The sequence below is a fragment of the Allolucifera butyrica genome, assembly GCF_900476375.1.
GTDB classification, from domain to species: Bacteria; Bacillota; Negativicutes; order Sporomusales; family UPPP01; genus Lucifera; species Lucifera butyrica.
In genome coordinates this window covers 61,895-80,359 of record NZ_UPPP01000105.1, presented here as the reverse complement: position 1 = coordinate 80,359, position 18,465 = coordinate 61,895, and the positions used below count along the sequence as shown (strand labels likewise).

Here is an 18,465-nt window from a genome sequence, read left to right as displayed (position 1 = left end):
CGCTTATAAGCACAAATTCTTAAAAAGAAAAAAGCAAGGATGGGAGGTTCCTTGCGATATCTTCCGTTAAATCTCAGTTGTCATAAATGATTTTTTGCGCTTATTCCCTGCCAGTAATTCTGCCAAACCTTATCAAGCTTATCCAGCTTTTGTTCTTCCGTCAGCTCAGTCATAAACACATTCATCAAGGAAAAAAGGCCCTGTCTCAAGCTATAATAAGAAAGCAAAATTTCTTCCGGCGGAACTTCCTGAATGAATCCCTGCCGGATGCCGTCGCAGATTATTTCTTTGTATCGCTCCATAAGTTCCATTTCCTGGGCTAATGCTTTCTTTAGCAGTTTATCCTTCAGGACAGCCGGGGGAAAAAACATGGCCCGGATCCAAAAAGCCCGCACGGCTGACGCCTCTTGCTCCGAACAATCTTGAATATTGACTAGATACTGCCTAAAAAGGTAATAAAGTCGCTCCGGGGGCGGCATGGATTCTGAGAACGTCAATAACTGCTCCATGTAATTATGATATTGACTTTTTAGGTCTTCATAAATCTCCCAGAACAGTGCCTCCTTACTGGTAATAAACGCATAGAGGGAAGATTTCTTTATTCCCACCCCGGTCGCAATTTTTTCCATACTTGTTGCGTCATAGCCAATCTCCGCAAATAATATAAGCGCAACTTTTTTTATTTCATCCCTGGTTTTTCTGCTCACCCATTCCCCTCCATAACGACCAGTTGTTAGGTAAATTGTATTTCACTACAGGAAGAAAGTCAACAGAAGGCAACGGCTTTCTCAATCGGGTCTTTTCTCCCGGTCATAAGGCAGGGGAATATACTGTACGGACGGCCTGCGCTGGGCCGGCTGTGGATATAATTCCATCAAGACATACACTTCCCGGAGGAGGTCATTGCTGACTTTCAACCCAAGCTCCTTTAACTTTTCGCAGGTGATCGGATAATCGTGGGTCCATCTTCCTTCCGTGAAAGTCCGGGCAAGGGAACGCGCTTCTTCCTCAAGCATCTTGTCCTTTAACAATTCCGCTACAAAATCTTCCACCTGCCGGAGGGCTTTTTCCGCCATATCGGCAAAGATAAGCGTTTCATCGTCTACTCTGTCAATACTTTTTTTCTTCAAAACGGTTAAGATTGAGGCAGCCGGATATTTCCCCAATTGCGGGTCAACCGGACCCAATACGGCGTTTTGATCCATCACAATTTCATCGGCAGCCAGGGCGATCATGGTTCCGCCGGACATTGCATAATGAGGCACAAAAACGGTTACTTTGGCCTTATGCTCCATAATAGCGCGGGCAATTTGCTCAGAGGCTAACACCAATCCGCCCGGTGTATGCAAAATCAGGTCAATCGGCATCATCGGGGGTCAGCCTGATGGCCCGCAAAATGTGTTCTGAATCTTCCACGTCAATATAGCGGGAAATTGGAATCCCTAAAAAACTGATCGCCTCCTGTCGATGAATCAGACTAATTACCCTCGACCCCCGGATCCTTTCAATCCGCCGTAGAAATTGCAGCCGGTTCCGGTTAATACTGCGTTGCCTATACATCGGCCAAAGCGTGAAAAAAAGAAAGATAAGCCAAAAGAAATCTGCACCATTCATATCTATCCCTCCTGCCCATAGTATTCGGCAAGATGAAGCGTATTATTTCCGGTACAATGGCATTAATGAGACGATATTATCCAATGTTTCCGTATAATTGAAGAGATAGACCGTCACACAGTCTGGCTCGCAGCTACACCTACCGGACAGGATTTCAGGCAATTGAAACACATGTATTGATTGCCTAAATAGGAAGCCTGGCGCAGCCGCGCATAGTGTTCACTTTGAAACATCGCCTGCTGTTCCTGGGGCGAACTATGCGAAAGTTGACTCCAAAAGGCGATATCTGCTCCCAGTCCATAAGGCTGCGAGTTTTTCATACATTTCATTATGTCGGTTTTCCCCTCTTCATCCAAGGCTCTGCCAGGACAATTTTCAACACAGAGATTGCAGTGAAGGCAGAAATCTTCACTGTTCTTGGGTGACGGCTCCAGGTCAAGGCTGGTAATAATACTGGCAAAGTTAACCCGGGTACCGAAGCGGGGATGAATGACAAGATTGTGGCGGCCAAAAGCACCCAGTCCGGCAGCTACCGCTGCATGCCTTTGGGAAAAATCGGCAATCGCTCTTCTGTCCTTATGAAATTCAAAAGGATACGACAGCGGCATATTTGCCACCCTGGCGTTATACTTATTTTCCAGAAAACGCGCCACCCGGTAGGCAGCCGACCTGGCAAACGCTCCTAAGTCCAGATACCCGTTCAGGGCAACGCTCCAGCTTGGACTTTCACAACTTGATAATACGCGAAATGCCAAAACAATAATTGATTTCGCATCAGGAAGAAAGCTGGTAATGGCATATGATTTAGGACTGTTGTAATCCAATGCGCTGGAAAAACCAACATCGTCAACACCCAGATTCAAAATAAATTCGCGAATCTCTTGCTGCATAAACTCACTCCCTACATTTTACTGGCATTTTGCATTACTTTTCGGCAGAAAGGGATTCCATCCACGAAGCTCTGGTCAAAAGACGCATTCCGTCCTCCGAAGTGGCCTGTGTCAGGCTGCCTGCCTGAGCCTGGATACAAATAAAATACAGGTCCGCATCGCCGGCTTTCCAGGCCCGCTCTCCTGCCGGGGCGACCCGGACCAGGCTGCCTTCCTGAACGGGAAACTCGTTTCCGTCTACGAAAAATGTACCATTGCCGCCAAGAATAATATAAAGTTCCTCATTTTTCTTGTGAGCATGGACAAATGGAGCCGCCTTGCCGGCAGGAAGCCGGTTCAGGGATACTTCACAGCCCGTAAGACCGAGGTCTTTGCCAACAAAATATTTGCCGCCGGAACCTTTCGAATCCCGTTCCCCTAATTTCTCAAATGGACCAATGTCCAGTAAAGTAAAGTTTTTTCCCTGTTTTGTCATGTGATTACTCCTTTCGCTTATGCCTGCGGCTGAACCTTGTTATTCGGCCGCTCAAACAGGTGTATATACACATAAATTGCAACAAAAAAGCTAAAATTACTTATTCACAAGTAAATAAGCTTTATTAACCCATCCTTGATTTAGGGTACCAGCGCCTCCAACTTAGACAATAACTGCACAAGCTTAGCCAAATCCTCTTCCCCCAGATATTCTTTTAATTCACTCTGCGCCTCGCCCCATAGAGTCCACCCTTTATCCGCCGCATCTTTTCCAGGTTCTGTCAGGCTAACCTGCCGGGTACGGGAATCTTTTCCCGGGTTAACGGCGATTAAACCGGCATCAACCAACGGTTTCATATTACGGTTCAGAGTAGTCCGGTCAATGCGCAGCCTCTTAGCCAATTCACTGATGGTAATCCGTTCCGCCGTTTCAAGACGCCGCAGCAGCGCCAGTTGGGCTATGGTAAGGCCGCATGATTTCAATACTTCATCATAAAACTGAGTAACGGCGCGGGAGGCTCGCCGGATATTCATACAGTTGCATGGGCTGGGGTGTTTAGGATACACTTGTTTAATATGTTTCACGCTATGCGCCTTTCCTGTTTTTCGATTACGTGTATATGCACTTTTTATGTTTTTATTATAATGTGTCGCATCAAGCTCCGTCAAGAGTCCGTAAAAATATATTTATACAATCAAACCGTCTGTCGCAGACAGGCGGAGTTTAATTGCCCGCTAATGTACTTAAATTCCTTAGTTAAGCATATCCTATAATAAAACAAAGTATGCCTGCCGGGGCAGCCTGGTCACTGGCCCAATTTTAGATTTCCTATCCCCGGTTTGTGGTTTTATCCAAACTTATTTTCATTTAACCCTCGACTCATTTGCTATATCTAGCAGGATTTTGTCAATTCAACAAGTATTTTATCAATATAGGGAATTTACGAAGCAATCGATTTGACTTCACCCTTGCCTTAACTTATCTATAGTAAAAAGGGGTGTAATTTTTTTGCGCTTATTAAAGAAGAGGATTGTATTCTGGGCAATTATATCATTGATTGTTTTACTAGCGGGGCTAAGCTACATTATTTTCTTTTTGTTTCCTGGAATTCCGGTTTTAAACTACCACCAAATCAATAATACGTTCCATACTCCATTAACGTTAAGTAGTCAGGAGTTTGAGGCGCAAATGGCCTATTTAGCTAAGGCCGGCTATACTGCCATATCACCAGACCAGTTGGCGGATTACCTGCAATATGATAAAGCGCTTCCTCCTAACCCTGTACTGATTACCTTTGACGATGGTTATGAAGATAATTATCAGGTTGCCTATCCGATTCTCCAAAAATATCATTTTACGGCAACCATATTTCTGATTACCGATTTTGTGGGAGAAACCGGCAGATATCTGACTTGGAACCAAGTCAGGGAAATGAGTAATAACGGCTTTTATTTTGAGTCACATACCCTAAGCCATATCGCACTGACCAAGGCTTCCGAAAACGAGCTCCGGTCCCAATTAGTCAAATCGAAAGAAGCATTAGAATGGCGGCTCCACAAAAAGATCGAATATCTTGCCTATCCCGGCGGCTACTATGATAAGCGGGTAATCAAGCTGGCTCAGCAAGCCGGCTATCGGGGCGCTTTCACTATAAATTTCGGGCGGGATATACGGCATTGCGGATTATTTACTTTGAACCGGATTCCTATTTTTGAGGGACCTCACACGTTTTTGCATTTTATCCTGCGTCTAAAGTTTACGCAAGCAATTAGCGCCTTACAAAATTTTAAGACTTATTTAAGTAAAAACGCCTTCGCCTTCCTAGCCAATTTAATTTATGTTCCGTAAAAAGAAAAACCGCTAACGCGTTTTTTCGGCTCATGGTGCAGGGCTCAGGGCGCATCCATCTGAATGCCCGATTTTCTAAGGCTAAGAGTAACGAACGGCAGCGTTTTGCCCGTTCCCTGCAAAGAACCCCTCACCTTCGGTGAGGGGTTCTTCATTGGTCCCACATTTCGCACTTTAAACTTATGGCGGCAATATTTCTCCCACTAAACTCTTTACTCAGGAGAATTATTATCAAATAACAGAGGACTGCGAAAATTTAGATCCATCAGGTACTTTCCTTCAATATAATATCAGCCAGTTTAAGATCCCGGACGGCGGTGGGCTTGTTCAGCTTCCGGTAGAAAGTAAAGCCAACGCCTAAGCGCCCTTCCATTATAGTTTCCCCTAACCCTTCCTGATTTAACCGGGCGATATAGATATTATTCTTCGAATCGACGCCTACCAGGCGATACTTGCCCTGGGGCGGAGAAATAACTTTCCAGCTGCCGTCACCGTGACGCACAATAATCGTATCGTCTTTCAAGTTTTCAAACACCAGGGAGTCCTTGTTTTGTAAAACGCCGATGCGGCCAATGCGGTTCGTATTAAAATAAATGCGCCGTATATCATGATTGGCATCTGTACGGTATACGCGATACAGAGGAACTGGATCGGCAACAGTTTGTATCTGAATATAAACAACATTGGTAGCCGTAGAATAAGCCACATCCGTTATCCGGCTACCCGTGGGAAGCTTCTCGATGGTAGCGGAAAGGCCCGGGTCATCCCGCAGCGGATTAATTTGTGTCAACGTAACCTTACTATTCTGTCCATCGCCGGAATGTAACCCTAAAAGGGCAATATTCCGGTCTTCCAGCCAGGTAAAGTATGAAACCTGCTGCGTTCCCAGATTAATTGTGCGCACCAGTTGTTTCCGGGGCATGGCGTAAATTTTCACCGCATCTGGTTCCACCCTTGCCATATATGACTGGTCCCGGGAATAAAACGTCTTACCATCATTAGCTATACTTTCAGCAACGGCACTGACTTGAAAAGAAGCGTCCGGTGCGAATAATATCCGGTCCAAATAGAAATAAATGCCAAGTTGAACAATTATGGTTGCTGCTAACCAAATCATCAGTTTTTTTCTATTACTCACTTGGTACCTCCCTGTTATTTTACAAGAAACGCCGTGGGAAGCATCCGTTCTCCCAGAAGGTCACACGGTTTATTTACAACTTTCCCGTTGTAAAACATGGTCGTGCTGGAACCGCCGTCAAGATTGGCCGCCACATAGGCACCCTGTTCATACATAATATTCTGCACATCCAACAAGGTCGCTCCCAGGGAAGAAGGCTGCCGTCCGTCAATGGCCAACAGCAAAACAGTCCCGTCTTTCCTCTGGCCGATGGCCGTACGCGGTCCGACACCCCAACCGCCGTCCCCTTTGGCAATTAATTTTTTACCGTTAATAATAAGCGGTGGCCCGAAAGTAACGCCTTCCGTCACCTGCATACGGCGCATTTCCGCCGCCGTATAATTGCCGGCTACCAAAACACCCGACCGGGTAAAACCGACTAAGGGAACCTTCTCATTAATATCGCCGCCGATCAGAAATTTTCCGTCGTGGATAACCACTCCGTAAGGCAACCGCCCGGTTCCCGTCCCATCCGGGTCATCGAAACCACCCGCATTAATCGCAGCAATCGCATTATTTTCCAGCCCAATCGCACTAATCGTTTCCCCTTTTTCCCGCATATCACGCGCTGTGGCTACCTGGATCCGGGAAGGATCCGGCACTTCCAGCAAGTACCCTTGAAAACGCGATCCCTTAATAGTCACTAGCTTCAATGATTCATCCTGCCGCTTTGTAAAATGAAACAAGTTTTGTTTTTGCTGGCCACTGTTGTTGGGATCGCCGATCGCCGCTTCGATTTCCTGTTTCGACAGCAGCCAGGTAATATATTGGGGATGACGCGAAGTCATGATGGCCCCTATCACACTGCTTTTAATATTGCTAAAAGGTCCATAGAGAATAATAACCGGTGACGTAATGATAAATAATATCAGATTTAAAACTAAAAATCGGATACCAGTACTTACATTTAGACTATTCATGCCCAACCCCTATCCCAAAGTGTTATATCTCCTAGAGAATTGATGACCGTTTAGGCAAGCTACAATTTTGTATAACATTCTACACGAATAGCCGGGAATCCTTTTTGTAGCGCCCTTCAATGTTCCGTTTTATCTCCAAACTTGTAGCTTAAACAAGGATATAGTAAAATTAAAATAGAGTTTGTCGAAATTTAAGTGCCCGTCGATTACAAGCGAACTTTAATGAAAGGGACGACATGAAAAAAAGAGTCATAGCGCTAACCGTAGCAGTATTGACTGTTTCCACTTTTGCCTTAGCAGCGCCGGCCCCTTTTATTTCCGGCAGCAACTATACCTGGCAAAACCTGCAAACCCCGGATTTAAGTCAATTAAACAAAGATTTAAGCAATAACTTTCTGCATCCCGCTCCCGACTTGGAACTAAACGAAAAAAAAACACACCTGATCATTGGCCAGCAGAATTACGAATTAAGCCGGGGTCTTATTGCCGAAATTTACGGTGTTTGCGGTGTCCGGACCATACTTAAGGACCATGACAAAAGTGCTTCGTTTTTTTATGGCAATGACGGGGAAGATATTGTCGCCGCCGATTTCAAAACATCCTTTCCCCAACATAAAGATTTAAGTTTGGACGCGGTGTTTTTTCAAACCGCTAACCAATTCATGGGGCTATCGGCTTCCAGCAGCCTCGCTTCCAAAGCGCTGGTTAGTATCGAAACATCGGAAAATTTAACTACTCAGGCCAAAGGGTATCTCATCACTGCTAAATATGGCGACGACACATACCCCGGCGGGGCGGACTTAACCTTGTTATACCGTTATGTTGAGCCGGGAGCCGTTTCGGACTATAGTGCCTTTACCGACTTTGATGATTCAAGAGGAGTCCGGATCCAGGCCAGCTACCGGTTTAATGACAATCTCAGTATCACGGCTTATCAAGATTTTGCAAGATCCCTGGACAATTCCATAATAAACCGAAATAGCGCAACTCTATCCTGGTCCTTTTAAGAAAGACCGCTGTGCGTTCTTTCGGCGCAGGGCGCAAGGCTCATGGCCCGGAAAAACAAAAAAACCGCCAATGCGGTTTGGTAGTAAAATCTATATAAACGACCGGCATAACAGTCAATTTTTAGGGGGACCGATAATAAAACGACTATCATACCGGTCGGTTATTTCTTAGGAAAAAGTAGCTCCCATAACATTGAGAGCTAAGATAATGGAAATAAAGTTATCTGGACAATTTATATAATATTATTCAATTGTTACGAATTAGTTACAAGCTTATCACAAATTATTAACAAAGCAGCAAGAAATTCCCGCACTCGCAGGTAAGTCCATAAATTTACCAAAAGTTCGAACTTACGTTTGTTTTTTTAGCAACTAATGATATAATCAGAATGAGGTGAATACGATGTCGAAAGAAATTTTAAGCCCTAAGCAAAAACAAATACTGGCCTACATTAAAGAAAACCTGCGCGCTAAGGGTTATCCACCGTCAGTCCGTGAAATTGGTCAAGCTGTTGGTCTCAGCAGCAGTTCTACCGTACATACGCATCTAAATAAACTGGAATCATTAGGTTTTATAAAGCGGGACCCCACAAAACCCCGGGCAATTGATGTCCTGGCCGAAGCCCCCTGGCGGCAAAAGGCAATGATTCCGGTTCCTCTCGTAGGGACGGTCACAGCCGGCCAGCCCATTTTAGCCGTGGAAAATATTGAAGAAACCTATCCGCTACCGTCCGAACTGGTTGGTAATGATGATAATGTATTCATGTTAAATGTTAAGGGCGAGAGCATGATTAACGTGGGTATCCTGGATGGAGATTATATCCTTGTGCGGGAACAAAATACGGCCCGCAACGGCGACATTATTGTTGCCTTGATCGATAATGAAGAAGCTACGGTCAAACGGTTTTTTAAAGAAAATAACCGTGTCCGCCTCCAACCGGAAAATGATTTAATGGAGCCAATTTATTCAAACAATGTTTCCGTTATTGGAAAAGTAATCGGCTTATTCCGCAGTATGTAAGGGAAAGACCGCTTAGGGCGGTCTTTCGGTAATTGGAAATTGGATTTTGGGATTTTGAAAAAAAATAGCAATGCCATTAAAAAGATGACTTGGGTCATCTTTTTATTTTTGCCGAACCTATTATACCAGACGAAAATGCATGCAAATTACTATACCTGACGTTATTAAGCCAATTGTAACAAGCCAATATACGAAATCTTCCAAAAACATATCATTTCTCCTTTTTCACCGATCCAGTACAAAAGCCCTCACACAAAGTGAGAGCTTAGGGAGAGGGGTATTAAGAAGTATACTCTTCTTACATTATCTATATCGACAAATTATGTCAAAATATAATAGGACCTTTGTCTCATATTCTCCTGATTTTCTCAAAAAAGGATACTTTATCCGTAAAAAAATAAAACCCTCACTTATGTGAGGGCCAAAAAAGAGGAGATGTGTGTGACTACTTTAATTTTAATGCGGAATTATGAAAAAAGTATGACAAGCTTCAGCCAAAGTCCAGTTTACTTTCATGTTACGGGAGTGTTAATTTGTATAATAATGAAATTTTTTAACAGGAACTAGCGAAACCTTGCGGAATAATTATTTATTGTAGGGAAGATTTTCCTAAATATTGTGAAGGGGGCTATATCGATTGAAACCACTCGATATCTTAATTTGCGATGATTCCGTATTGATCCGCAAGAAACTGAAAGACTTGCTGGAAAAACTAGGCTGCCGGGTTTGGGAAGCAGTAAACGGGCAGGACGGATTTGAAGTCTATCAAAAAGAAAAACCCCATGCAGTGTTTATGGATATTGTAATGCCGGTCATGGACGGCCTGGAAGCTTTAAAAAAAATTAAAGAACAGGATCCCCAGGCGAAAGTAATTATGCTTTCTTCCACCGGAACGGCAACAAAATTAACCGAAGCCATAAAAAACGGCGCAGTTGATTTTATCCAAAAGCCTTATGATAACGAACAGATCCAGCGTATCCTCACTAAAATTTCCGGATAAGGATGTGATAGGATGTTTAACCAGTATTTCGGCCAATATCTGCTAAATAAGGAATTACTGACTGTCGAACAATTACGCGACATCCTGAACCGTGAGCGCTCAATCCGCCCTAGGCTGGGCCTGTTGGCTATGGATAGCGGGTTGATGACCGCTGCTCAGGTAGAACAAGTTCATAGCCTGCAGCATGTTATGGATAAAAAATTCGGTGAGATTGCCGTTGAAAAAGGCTTTTTAACGGTACAACAGTTGGAAGAACTGCTGCTCGCCCAAGAGAACAGGCGCTTAACCATAAGCCAGGCAATCATTGACAGCGGCTATCTCAGTTTGTCACAGTTGGAAACTGCCTTAGAAAATTATAAACGGGAAACCGGCCTGACCGGATGCCGGCAGGATGCTCAATATGAAGATTGGGACGCAATGGTCCGGACTTCGCTCAACTTTTCGGCGACCGGCGCCAGCGCCGGTTTACTCTATGACTATGTGGCCTTACTATTACGGATCATTCCCCGCACTTTCGGCGAAGAGCCGGTGATTGCCCCCCTAAAAGCACCGGTAAAAGGTCGTCTTTTTTCACAAACGATGACCGGCAATATAACCTTGTCAACCGGTTTGGTAATGGATAATACTCTGCTGCTGGAACTTTCACGGTATTATAGCGGCGAAACGATCCCCACCGTCAATGAACTGGCTTTGGACAGTATTGCTGAATTTTTAAACGAAACAAACGGCATTTTTACCGTCAATATGTCCGAGAGAAATCTTGAACTAAATTTAGAGCCGCAGCGAATCTCCCCGGAAGGAACACTCCCCGCCAAAGATGCCTATCGCATCCCGATTGAAATTTCCCGGGGAACAATTGACCTCTATATAGTAACCGGCAACGAAATTGCCTGATAGTTGCCCGCCAAAGCCACTGCCGCCAATACCGGCAGTGGCTTTTTCTCTGGAAAAAGGATTAAACATAAGCCTCCAGGTGTTGTTCCAGTTCAGCCTGCTCTTCGATAAACTGGTTCGTCATTGCTAAAAGTTTTTTTAACTTTTCTTCTTCCCGGCAAAGTCGAACATAGCTGTCATCATTAAACACATCGCAAAATTTCCCGGGAAATTCCGCTAATTCCTTTTCGATTACGGCCTTTACCGCAAGCAATGCTTGCATAACGGCTCACACCTCCACGGCTGATTGTTGCATTAAAATATGCAGTTGCCCGGGAAAAAGTGACTGCTGTTCCCTGGCTTTTTAAATTGGGTGCTCTTTTATGGTCCCCCGGATTAGCCGCTGCATATCATATTATGTAGAATCTTAAATTACGGTAAAAAGGAAGGGTTATGATGCCTCCTAAATTCTGTAAAGATCCGGCAAATGTTCCTTTAATAGAAGAGAGCACTGCCGAGCCGGAAACAACCTGTTTTCCGGCAACGGTTTGTTCTCCGTCCTGTTACCCCTTATGTACCCCCTTATGTGCCCCTTGTCCACCTCGATGCCACCCCTCCTGTTCTCCGTGCTGTGCTCCCCTCTGCGCCCCTGCCCCGTAAATTGGCCGGAGATACCCTAATACGAGGAGATGTGAGTCTATGGCAAAAAAATCTGAAAAGCCGGTTTTTGGCGCAATCAATGTGCCGTTCGCCATATTCTGGTCCGTCCCCGGCGTACAGGAATATGAAAATATCAGTGGTCTGGCTGCAGCCAATCCTATAACCTGGGCGGGAAACTTAACTACCGAGGAACGGCTATGGTTGGTCGATAAAGTAAATACCACGGCAATCTTCGGCGAACAGGTAGTTATCGTAGATCAACAGGATAAATGGTTCAACGTTGCAGCGGTACTTCAGCGCACCCGTGACAACGAATGGGGACAGATAGGCTGGGTTCCCGCAAGCCAGGTAACAGTGAATAACATGTATCAAGCGGAGTGGCTTCATTTGCCGGTGGTGGTTGTCGCCGTACCGCTAGCAACTCTGTTCCGGGACATCCATTTAACCGAACCCGTTTATGAACTTAGTTATCAGGTCAAATTACCGCTCCTGGCAGAAAGAGAATACTATTTTAAAGTCAGGCTGCCTGACGGCGGCATAGGCTATCTTTCCCGCTGCGAAGCGCTAAAAGCCTCAGACCTTTGCTTTTCCAGGAAAAACATTATTGCGGAAGCCCGGCAATTCTTAGATTTAAGATATTTATGGGGAGGTATCTCCAGCTATGGATTCGATTGTTCCGGCTTCACCTTTCGCCTCTATCAGTCGCAGGGCATCTATCTTCCCCGCAATTCCCGGCAACAATCACAGGAAGGAACTCCCGTCGGCAAAGAATGTCTCCTTCCCGGTGATTTGCTTTTCTTTGCGACCGATAAAGGCAAAGGCTATATTCACCATGTAGGCATGTACGTTAAAAACTACACAATGATTCATGCCCCGGAAAGCCGGTCCGCAATAAAAGAAAGCCGGTTTGATGTTGATCATTATGCGCAGGAATACTGGGGCGCCAGGCGTTATGGCTATGAGCCCGAAGATTATAAAACAAGTTGCATTCCCCATCCTGCATCAATTGGTAAAGTTTCCACAGCGTATAAACTCTAAGCAAGATTTCAAATTATATCCATCGTCCGTTTACTCCAACGGCGAGAAAGCTTGAAACACTGTCAGCCAGCGGAGCACTGGCTGACAGTGTTTCAAGCTTCGTTGTTTAATATTGGAAATTTATCATATTCCTGGTACAATTAGAAATATAAACCATTCAACCCACCTTTCGCACCCTGAACTTAATAGTCGAATGGCAGGGGATTGCGAAAAGTGGGATTTAATACTGTTTAAAAGGAGGTCATGATATGTACCACAAAATAGTACTCCCCGGGTCGGAAAAAACCCTAAGCACGGGTTGGATACCGCCAATGCCGGATTTACGCGATTATACGGAGAAACATTTACCAATTAAAAATATCGTAGAAAAACTGGGACCCTCGCTCAGGGAGGATGCTCCCTTACCGGAAAAAGCGGACTTACGGCAATGGTGCTCGGAAATTGAAGATCAGGGGAATCTTGGCTCTTGTACCGCCCATGCGGCGGCAGGGATTGTCGAGTATTTTGTAAATCGGGCTTACAATAAAAAAATCAAAACTTCCCGTCTTTTCATTTATAAAGGTACTCGCAACTTAATGGGAACAACCGGCGACACCGGCGCCTATTTGCGGGATACCATGGGCTCCCTGGTTCTCCTTGGTGTACCGGCGGAAAAATATTGGGCATATACTGATAAGGATCCGGATTTCGACAAAGAACCTTCCTCCTTCGTTTACGCCGTAGCCGATAATTTTGAGGCCCTGCAATATTTTTGTCATGATGCACTGGGCACCAAACGGACTCCGGCGGAAGTGTTGAACAGTGTAAAAAAATACATTGCCGCCGGCATCCCATCTATGTTAGGCTTTTTTGGGTTCCCGTCCTTTACCCAGTCCGATGTCAGCGGTGGAATTCCTTATCCCTGCCCCGACGAAAAGGCCCAGTGGGGTCATGCCGTGGCGGCAGTAGGCTACAATGATACATTGAAAATCAAAAACCTTCTCTGCAACCGGGAAACTACCGGCGCTCTGCTTATTCGCAATTCCTGGGGAACTGCCTGGGGCGATCAAGGTTATGGCTGGTTACCTTATGATTACATCCTCAATCAATTGGCGAGCGATTTTTGGTCTGTCATCAGTATGGAATGGATTGACTCCGACCAGTTTGGCCTTTAAAATATTGCCAGAGTTGACGGAAATCCCGGAATGGAAAACCGAAAATTAATCTTTTACTGAACTGTAGAATGGAGGTAAAACCAGTCATGACGGTACAAAGCAGGCAAGACTTGCGGGGACTGAAACGAATTGGTCAAATTGTTGCGTTTACCCGTAAAACAATGCTCAATAACCTTCAACCGGGCATAACTACGGCGGAACTGGATGAGATTGCCGGCAAGGTCTTTGCTTACTATGGCGCGAGGTCAGCGCCCCGGCTGACTTATAAATTTCCGGGATTTACCTGTATAAGTGTTAACAATGAAGTTGCCCACGGAATACCGGGACCCAAAATGATTCATGGCGGCGATTTAGTTAACATTGATGTGTCGGCCGAATTAGACGGCTATTATGCGGATACGGGTGCTACGGTCGTTGTTGAACCGGCTCCTCTTATTATCGAGCCGTCAATTTTTCTAAAACAAAACCTGTGCAGGTGCTCCCGCTTCATATTACACCAATCAATATCAGCAATGCGGCCGGGTATAAAATTAAACGCAATCGGTAATTTGATTTACCGGCAAGCAAAAACCAGCGGTTTTACGGTAATAAAAAATTTAAGCGGCCATGGGATAGGCAGGAAACTCCACGAAGGAAATTATGAACTTTTGAATTATTATAATCCCAGTAATAAAAAGCGGATTCATGCCGGACTGGTACTGGCGGTAGAAACCTTCGTCGCTGAAAAAGAAAAATACGTCTGCCGGTCCAAAGACGGCTGGACGTTAAAAACCCCGCATGGCACATTGGCTGCTCAATTTGAACACACGATCATAGTCACGGATAGTGTCCCCATTGTGATTACGGTATAAAAAACTTATACTATACTATAAGAAAGACCGTTGCGGGTCTTTCGGTCCATCGTGCAAGGCTAAGGACATAAAACATTGCCGAACAGAAGGTTATACTATGAAACTACTATCCTGGAATGTAAATGGGCTAAGAGCATGTCTTAATAAAGGATTTAGCGATTTTTTCCACGCCGCCGGAGCCGATATCTTCTGCGTTCAAGAAACAAAGATGCAGCAAGATCAGGCTGAGTTCAGCTTTCCGGGATATGCTGCATACTGGAACAGCGCTGCGAAAAAGGGCTACTCCGGTACTGCCGTTTTTACCCGGATAAAGCCATTGTCAGTTACCTACGGCATGAATATCACGAAACACGACCAGGAAGGCCGCCTGATAACGCTGGAATTTGAACAGTTTGTCCTCGTAAACATCTATACCCCAAACTCACAACGAGGACTTTTACGCCTCGATTACCGTCTGGAGTGGGAAAACGACTTTAGCGCTTATCTCCAGAAGCTTGATACGGCCAAACCGGTCATTGTGTGCGGCGACATAACGTTGCCCACACCGAAATCGACATTAAAAATCCGAAAGCAAACCGGCGCAATGCCGGTTTTACCGACGAAGAAAGAAACAAGCTGACAATGCTTTTGCAAGCCGGATTTATTGATACATTTCGCTATTTATATCCGGAAAAAAGGGATGCCTATACCTGGTGGTCATATCTGACAGGAGCCAGAGCCCGTAATATCGGTTGGCGTATTGACTATTTTCTGGTTTCCGGCAGACTAAAAAAACTGGTTAAGGATTCCCTTATATACGCCGAGATTATGGGTAGTGATCACTGTCCAATCGGCTTGGAAATCTTTTAGCAATTTTCATAATCCTATCAGATAGAACGGCTGCCGACTGCGATTGACACTTTAACTCCTGTCTTTAATGATTTTTAATACTATTTGGCGGTAAAAAAACCGTCCTGGAACAGGACGGTTTTTCCAATTATTGTGCTATAATGTTAATGGGACGAGCGAAAACTCGTCCCAAAACCGAATACGGGGAGGTGATAAGAATGCGCTTAAAGACTAGATGGTTTGAGCTGTCCGTCTCAAGCGGTTTTCTTGGGGTAATCTACCGGATTATCCAAGAATTGTGGCGATAACCCCGTATTCCCGGTCAAGCGCTCCTGTTTCCGGCAGGGGCGTTTGATATTTATATCTATGTTTATTATAGCCGATTTATGCATAAAATTTCAACGAATTGTTATTTCCCCTAATAATATCTTGCAGCGTTCGCAAAAAACAACCACAAAATCCGGTTATTCCGGGCAATCATGTTTATAGATCCCGATATTTGGGAATACCTATGAATGATTGGAGGGAATAACTAATATGAAAAAGATACGTAAGCCATTCATTCTGTTAGTTACTATGATCATTCTTTTGTCCCTGAGCATTCCGGTCTATGCAAACTGGGGCTGGGTGCCTACTAAACAGATGGACCCCTATGAATACCAGTCAAAGGGAAAATGGTATGATTATGATGAAACGAAAGTCTTCATGGTACAAATGGATGATAAAACTTATCAATACATCTTCGATAATGACGGAAATTTATTAAGCAGCTGGGTAACCGATGTCCCCATGCACCTGCCTTAACAAGAAAGACCGCTATGCGGTCTTTCGAAATTGGTAATTGGATTTTGGAAAAAGAAACAATGGTCCATCGTTTCGCTCCTGCACAGGGCTCAGAGCGCAGATTCTCCTCTTGCTGGAAAAGGATTGCCGAAAGCAAATTGCTTTCAGGCAATCCCTTTTTTCTTCTAAATTAATGCTCCGCCGCTCTATCAGCCAAAGATAACAGCCGCTGGCTGACCTGACAAAGACCTTCCACCATCCGGCCGATATTTTGGGTTGCCTGTGCCTGTTCCTGCAAGATGCCGCTATTTTTATTCACGCCTTCAAATTACTTAACTATATGTTCAGCCAGCAATTTTTCTCTCAATTGCCAAAGGTTTACCGATAAATCGACATAATAAGTATGCGGATTTTCAAACCGGAGTACTTCATCCCACAGAGTATCCACTTGCTCCCGGCAATAATCCCTTATCGTTTTCAAGTCCGGCATTTTATATACACATTGGCCCTTATCATAAATTTTAACCAAAAGTTTTTGGGCATAAAAATTGGTAACCATTTTTCGTTTCCAGGTAAATTCAGGGTCAAACAGCTCATAAGGACGAGTATCGTCAATTTCCTCTCCCGCTAAAGTGATCACATCGGCAATCGCTTTGCCGCTCTCCTTGTCAAAAAACCGCCATAACTGTTTAAAACCGGGGTTAGTTAATTTCTCCACATTTTCACTAATTTTTATTTTCGGTATAATCTCTCCCTGCTCCTCAATCGCCGCCAGCTTATATACCGCGCCAAAAACAGGCTCGGATTTAGAAGTAATAAGACGTTCGCCCACCCCGAACAAGTCTATTTTGGCTCCTTGCACCAGAATCTCCCGGATGATATACTCATCAAGCGAATTGGAGACTACTATTTTGCAGTCGGGAAAACCTGCCCTATCCAGCATTCTCCTGGCTTGTTTCGATAAATACGTAATATCGCCGCTGTCAATCCGTATTCCTTTCGGCCGGAATCCCCTTGGCACCAGTTCTTCATTAAATGCTTTGATGGCATTCGGCACACCGGATTTCAGTACATTATAGGTATCCACAAGAAAAGTGCAATCCTGCGGATAGGTCCTTGCATAAGCCCTGAATGCTTCCAGTTCCGTGGGAAACATCTGAATCCAGCTATGGGCCATCGTACCGAATGCCGGAATTGCAAAATCCCGTTCCGCTATGGCACAGGCAGTTCCCACACAGCCGCCAATATAGGCTGCCCGCGCGCCAAATATGGCTCCGTCATATCCCTGCGCTCTTCGGGAACCAAATTCCATGACCGGCCTGCCTTGCGCCGCTCTCACGATCCGGTTGGCTTTGGTCGCAATCAGGCTTTGATGATTAATCGTCAATAACAACATGGTTTCAACGAACTGGGCCTCAATAACCGGTCCTCTGACCGTTACAATCGGCTCATGGGGAAATATCGGCGTACCTTCGGGAATCGCCCAAACATCACAGCTAAACTTAAATTTTTTGAGATACTGCAAAAATTCTTCGCTAAAAATTCCTTTCGTTCTCAAATATTCAATATCGGCCTCATCGAATTTTAATTTATCGAGATACTCGATCATCTGTTCCACGCCGGCCATAATGGCAAAGCCGCCATTATCCGGAATTTTTCGGAAGAAAATATCAAAATACGCAATCCGTTCTTGCAGGCCGCCTTCGAAATAACCGTTCGCCATGGTCAGCTCATAAAAGTCAGTCAACATTGTTAAATTCAGTTCTTTTCCAAAACTCATTCCCTGCACCCCTCTGCATAGCCCATTTCTATGCTTTCCTCAAAAGCTCTTTTTAGACGCTTCCCTCCGGCCTTCCTTGTCCACCTTTCTAACCTTCGGCTCCTATGATTTCCGAAAAGTGGATTACTGTAACATAATCTTCTATATCAAGCTTTTTCTCATAAATTTCTTCAAATTCTTTAATTAATTCATTCACATTTTTAATTTCCGGATTTTGATGGGTCAATTCTTTGGTGGTTAAATCAGAAAATTTTTTGACAATCGTCCTGTCGATAACAGCAGTATAGAGTTTTCTTTTCGAACCATATCTGCTGCCAACGGTAATCCAGACGATGGAATTCTCCGGATATACGTCACGTATATCACCGGGGCGAATGGTAGCACTTTTTTGACGGGCCGTCAACAATTTTTCATTGTGCGGTGATATAAAATTAAGTGCAAACATAATAATCCTCCCTTGGCATCGAAGTTCTGTTAAAACAAATTATAGAATAAAAATACTATATTGGCTACAAGAAAAACCGCTTAACGCGGTTTTTCGGCTTG

The 18,465-nt window shown here is 44.6% G+C and carries 19 protein-coding genes and 2 pseudogenes; 10 read left to right on the top strand and 11 right to left on the bottom strand.

Going from position 1 to position 18,465, the window contains the following annotated elements; all coding sequences use genetic code 11:
- Window positions 1-80: 80 nt before the first annotated feature.
- The 5 genes and pseudogenes from LUCIF_RS27090 to LUCIF_RS21205 form a co-directional block, all read right to left on the bottom strand.
- Complete coding sequence (locus LUCIF_RS27090) at window positions 81-707, bottom strand: TetR/AcrR family transcriptional regulator (RefSeq protein ID WP_165866097.1); 627 nt, start codon at window positions 705-707, stop codon at window positions 81-83.
- A gap of 81 nt (window positions 708-788) precedes the next feature.
- Window positions 789-1,560: pseudogene (locus tag LUCIF_RS21220) on the bottom strand (SDH family Clp fold serine proteinase).
- 167 nt (window positions 1,561-1,727) lie between these two features.
- The gene (locus LUCIF_RS21215) at window positions 1,728-2,504 is read right to left on the bottom strand and encodes an epoxyqueuosine reductase (RefSeq protein ID WP_122629830.1); all 777 of its coding nucleotides are present in this window, start codon (window positions 2,502-2,504) and stop codon (window positions 1,728-1,730) included.
- Window positions 2,505-2,538: 34 nt separating this feature from the next.
- A complete protein-coding gene (locus tag LUCIF_RS21210; RefSeq protein WP_122629829.1) occupies window positions 2,539-2,979 on the bottom strand; it encodes a cupin domain-containing protein in 441 nt (146 codons plus the stop codon).
- Between the two features lie 140 nt (window positions 2,980-3,119).
- Window positions 3,120-3,563: a MarR family winged helix-turn-helix transcriptional regulator gene (locus LUCIF_RS21205; protein WP_207858233.1), complete on the bottom strand. Its 444-nt coding sequence runs from the start codon at window positions 3,561-3,563 to the stop codon at window positions 3,120-3,122.
- Window positions 3,564-4,032: 469 nt separating this feature from the next.
- On the opposite strand from LUCIF_RS21205, the gene LUCIF_RS21200 reads away from it, so the two are divergent.
- On the top strand, window positions 4,033-4,827 hold the full coding sequence (locus tag LUCIF_RS21200) for a polysaccharide deacetylase family protein (RefSeq protein WP_243638774.1): 795 nt from the start codon (window positions 4,033-4,035) through the stop codon (window positions 4,825-4,827).
- 265 nt (window positions 4,828-5,092) lie between these two features.
- On the opposite strand, the gene LUCIF_RS21195 is transcribed toward LUCIF_RS21200, so the two are convergent.
- Together LUCIF_RS21195 and LUCIF_RS21190 are read right to left on the bottom strand one after the other, a co-directional pair.
- The gene (locus tag LUCIF_RS21195) at window positions 5,093-5,965 is read right to left on the bottom strand and encodes a hypothetical protein (protein WP_122629827.1); all 873 of its coding nucleotides are present in this window, start codon (window positions 5,963-5,965) and stop codon (window positions 5,093-5,095) included.
- Between the two features lie 14 nt (window positions 5,966-5,979).
- Entirely contained in the window at window positions 5,980-6,924 is a 945-nt protein-coding gene (locus LUCIF_RS21190) for a phosphodiester glycosidase family protein (RefSeq protein WP_122629826.1), read from the bottom strand.
- A gap of 236 nt (window positions 6,925-7,160) precedes the next feature.
- Between LUCIF_RS21190 and LUCIF_RS21185 the strand changes: the two genes are divergently transcribed.
- The 4 genes from LUCIF_RS21185 to LUCIF_RS21170 all read left to right on the top strand — a co-directional run bounded on the left by LUCIF_RS21185 (window position 7,161) and on the right by LUCIF_RS21170 (window position 10,846).
- On the top strand, window positions 7,161-7,931 hold the full coding sequence (locus LUCIF_RS21185; protein WP_122629825.1) for a hypothetical protein: 771 nt from the start codon (window positions 7,161-7,163) through the stop codon (window positions 7,929-7,931).
- 403 nt (window positions 7,932-8,334) lie between these two features.
- Entirely contained in the window at window positions 8,335-8,952 is a 618-nt protein-coding gene (gene lexA, locus LUCIF_RS21180; RefSeq protein ID WP_122629824.1) for a transcriptional repressor LexA, read from the top strand.
- Window positions 8,953-9,589: 637 nt separating this feature from the next.
- Entirely contained in the window at window positions 9,590-9,952 is a 363-nt protein-coding gene (locus LUCIF_RS21175) for a response regulator (RefSeq protein WP_122629823.1), read from the top strand.
- A gap of 12 nt (window positions 9,953-9,964) precedes the next feature.
- Window positions 9,965-10,846: a hypothetical protein gene (locus LUCIF_RS21170; protein WP_122629822.1), complete on the top strand. Its 882-nt coding sequence runs from the start codon at window positions 9,965-9,967 to the stop codon at window positions 10,844-10,846.
- Window positions 10,847-10,907: 61 nt separating this feature from the next.
- Here LUCIF_RS21170 and LUCIF_RS21165 read toward each other — a convergent pair whose 3' ends face one another.
- Complete coding sequence (locus LUCIF_RS21165; RefSeq protein ID WP_122629821.1) at window positions 10,908-11,108, bottom strand: hypothetical protein; 201 nt, start codon at window positions 11,106-11,108, stop codon at window positions 10,908-10,910.
- A 416-nt stretch (window positions 11,109-11,524) separates the two neighbouring features.
- Here LUCIF_RS21165 and LUCIF_RS21160 point away from each other — a divergent pair, with 416 nt between their 5' ends.
- From LUCIF_RS21160 to LUCIF_RS21140, 5 genes and pseudogenes are all read left to right on the top strand, one after another.
- Window positions 11,525-12,523: a C40 family peptidase gene (locus LUCIF_RS21160; protein ID WP_122629820.1), complete on the top strand. Its 999-nt coding sequence runs from the start codon at window positions 11,525-11,527 to the stop codon at window positions 12,521-12,523.
- A 248-nt stretch (window positions 12,524-12,771) separates the two neighbouring features.
- Window positions 12,772-13,677 carry a C1 family peptidase gene (locus LUCIF_RS21155; protein ID WP_122629819.1) on the top strand — a complete coding sequence of 302 codons (906 nt, stop codon included), beginning with the start codon at window positions 12,772-12,774 and terminating at the stop codon, window positions 13,675-13,677.
- 68 nt (window positions 13,678-13,745) lie between these two features.
- Window positions 13,746-14,528: a type I methionyl aminopeptidase gene (map, locus tag LUCIF_RS21150; protein ID WP_207858232.1), complete on the top strand. Its 783-nt coding sequence runs from the start codon at window positions 13,746-13,748 to the stop codon at window positions 14,526-14,528.
- 97 nt (window positions 14,529-14,625) lie between these two features.
- Window positions 14,626-15,377 (top strand): annotated as a pseudogene (locus tag LUCIF_RS21145) (exodeoxyribonuclease III).
- 516 nt (window positions 15,378-15,893) lie between these two features.
- Window positions 15,894-16,160, top strand: coding sequence for a hypothetical protein (locus LUCIF_RS21140; protein ID WP_122629817.1), 267 nt, complete (start codon window positions 15,894-15,896; stop codon window positions 16,158-16,160).
- Window positions 16,161-16,329: 169 nt separating this feature from the next.
- On the opposite strand, the gene LUCIF_RS27085 is transcribed toward LUCIF_RS21140, so the two are convergent.
- The 3 genes from LUCIF_RS27085 to LUCIF_RS21130 all read right to left on the bottom strand — a co-directional run bounded on the left by LUCIF_RS27085 (window position 16,330) and on the right by LUCIF_RS21130 (window position 18,364).
- Window positions 16,330-16,458 carry a hypothetical protein gene (locus tag LUCIF_RS27085; protein WP_279386978.1) on the bottom strand — a complete coding sequence of 43 codons (129 nt, stop codon included), beginning with the start codon at window positions 16,456-16,458 and terminating at the stop codon, window positions 16,330-16,332.
- 9 nt (window positions 16,459-16,467) lie between these two features.
- Window positions 16,468-17,919, bottom strand: a complete 1,452-nt coding sequence (locus LUCIF_RS21135; protein ID WP_122629816.1) for a nicotinate phosphoribosyltransferase — start codon at window positions 17,917-17,919, stop codon at window positions 16,468-16,470.
- A gap of 88 nt (window positions 17,920-18,007) precedes the next feature.
- Window positions 18,008-18,364 carry an ASCH domain-containing protein gene (locus LUCIF_RS21130; RefSeq protein WP_122629815.1) on the bottom strand — a complete coding sequence of 119 codons (357 nt, stop codon included), beginning with the start codon at window positions 18,362-18,364 and terminating at the stop codon, window positions 18,008-18,010.
- Between the last annotated feature and the right edge of the window lie 101 nt (window positions 18,365-18,465).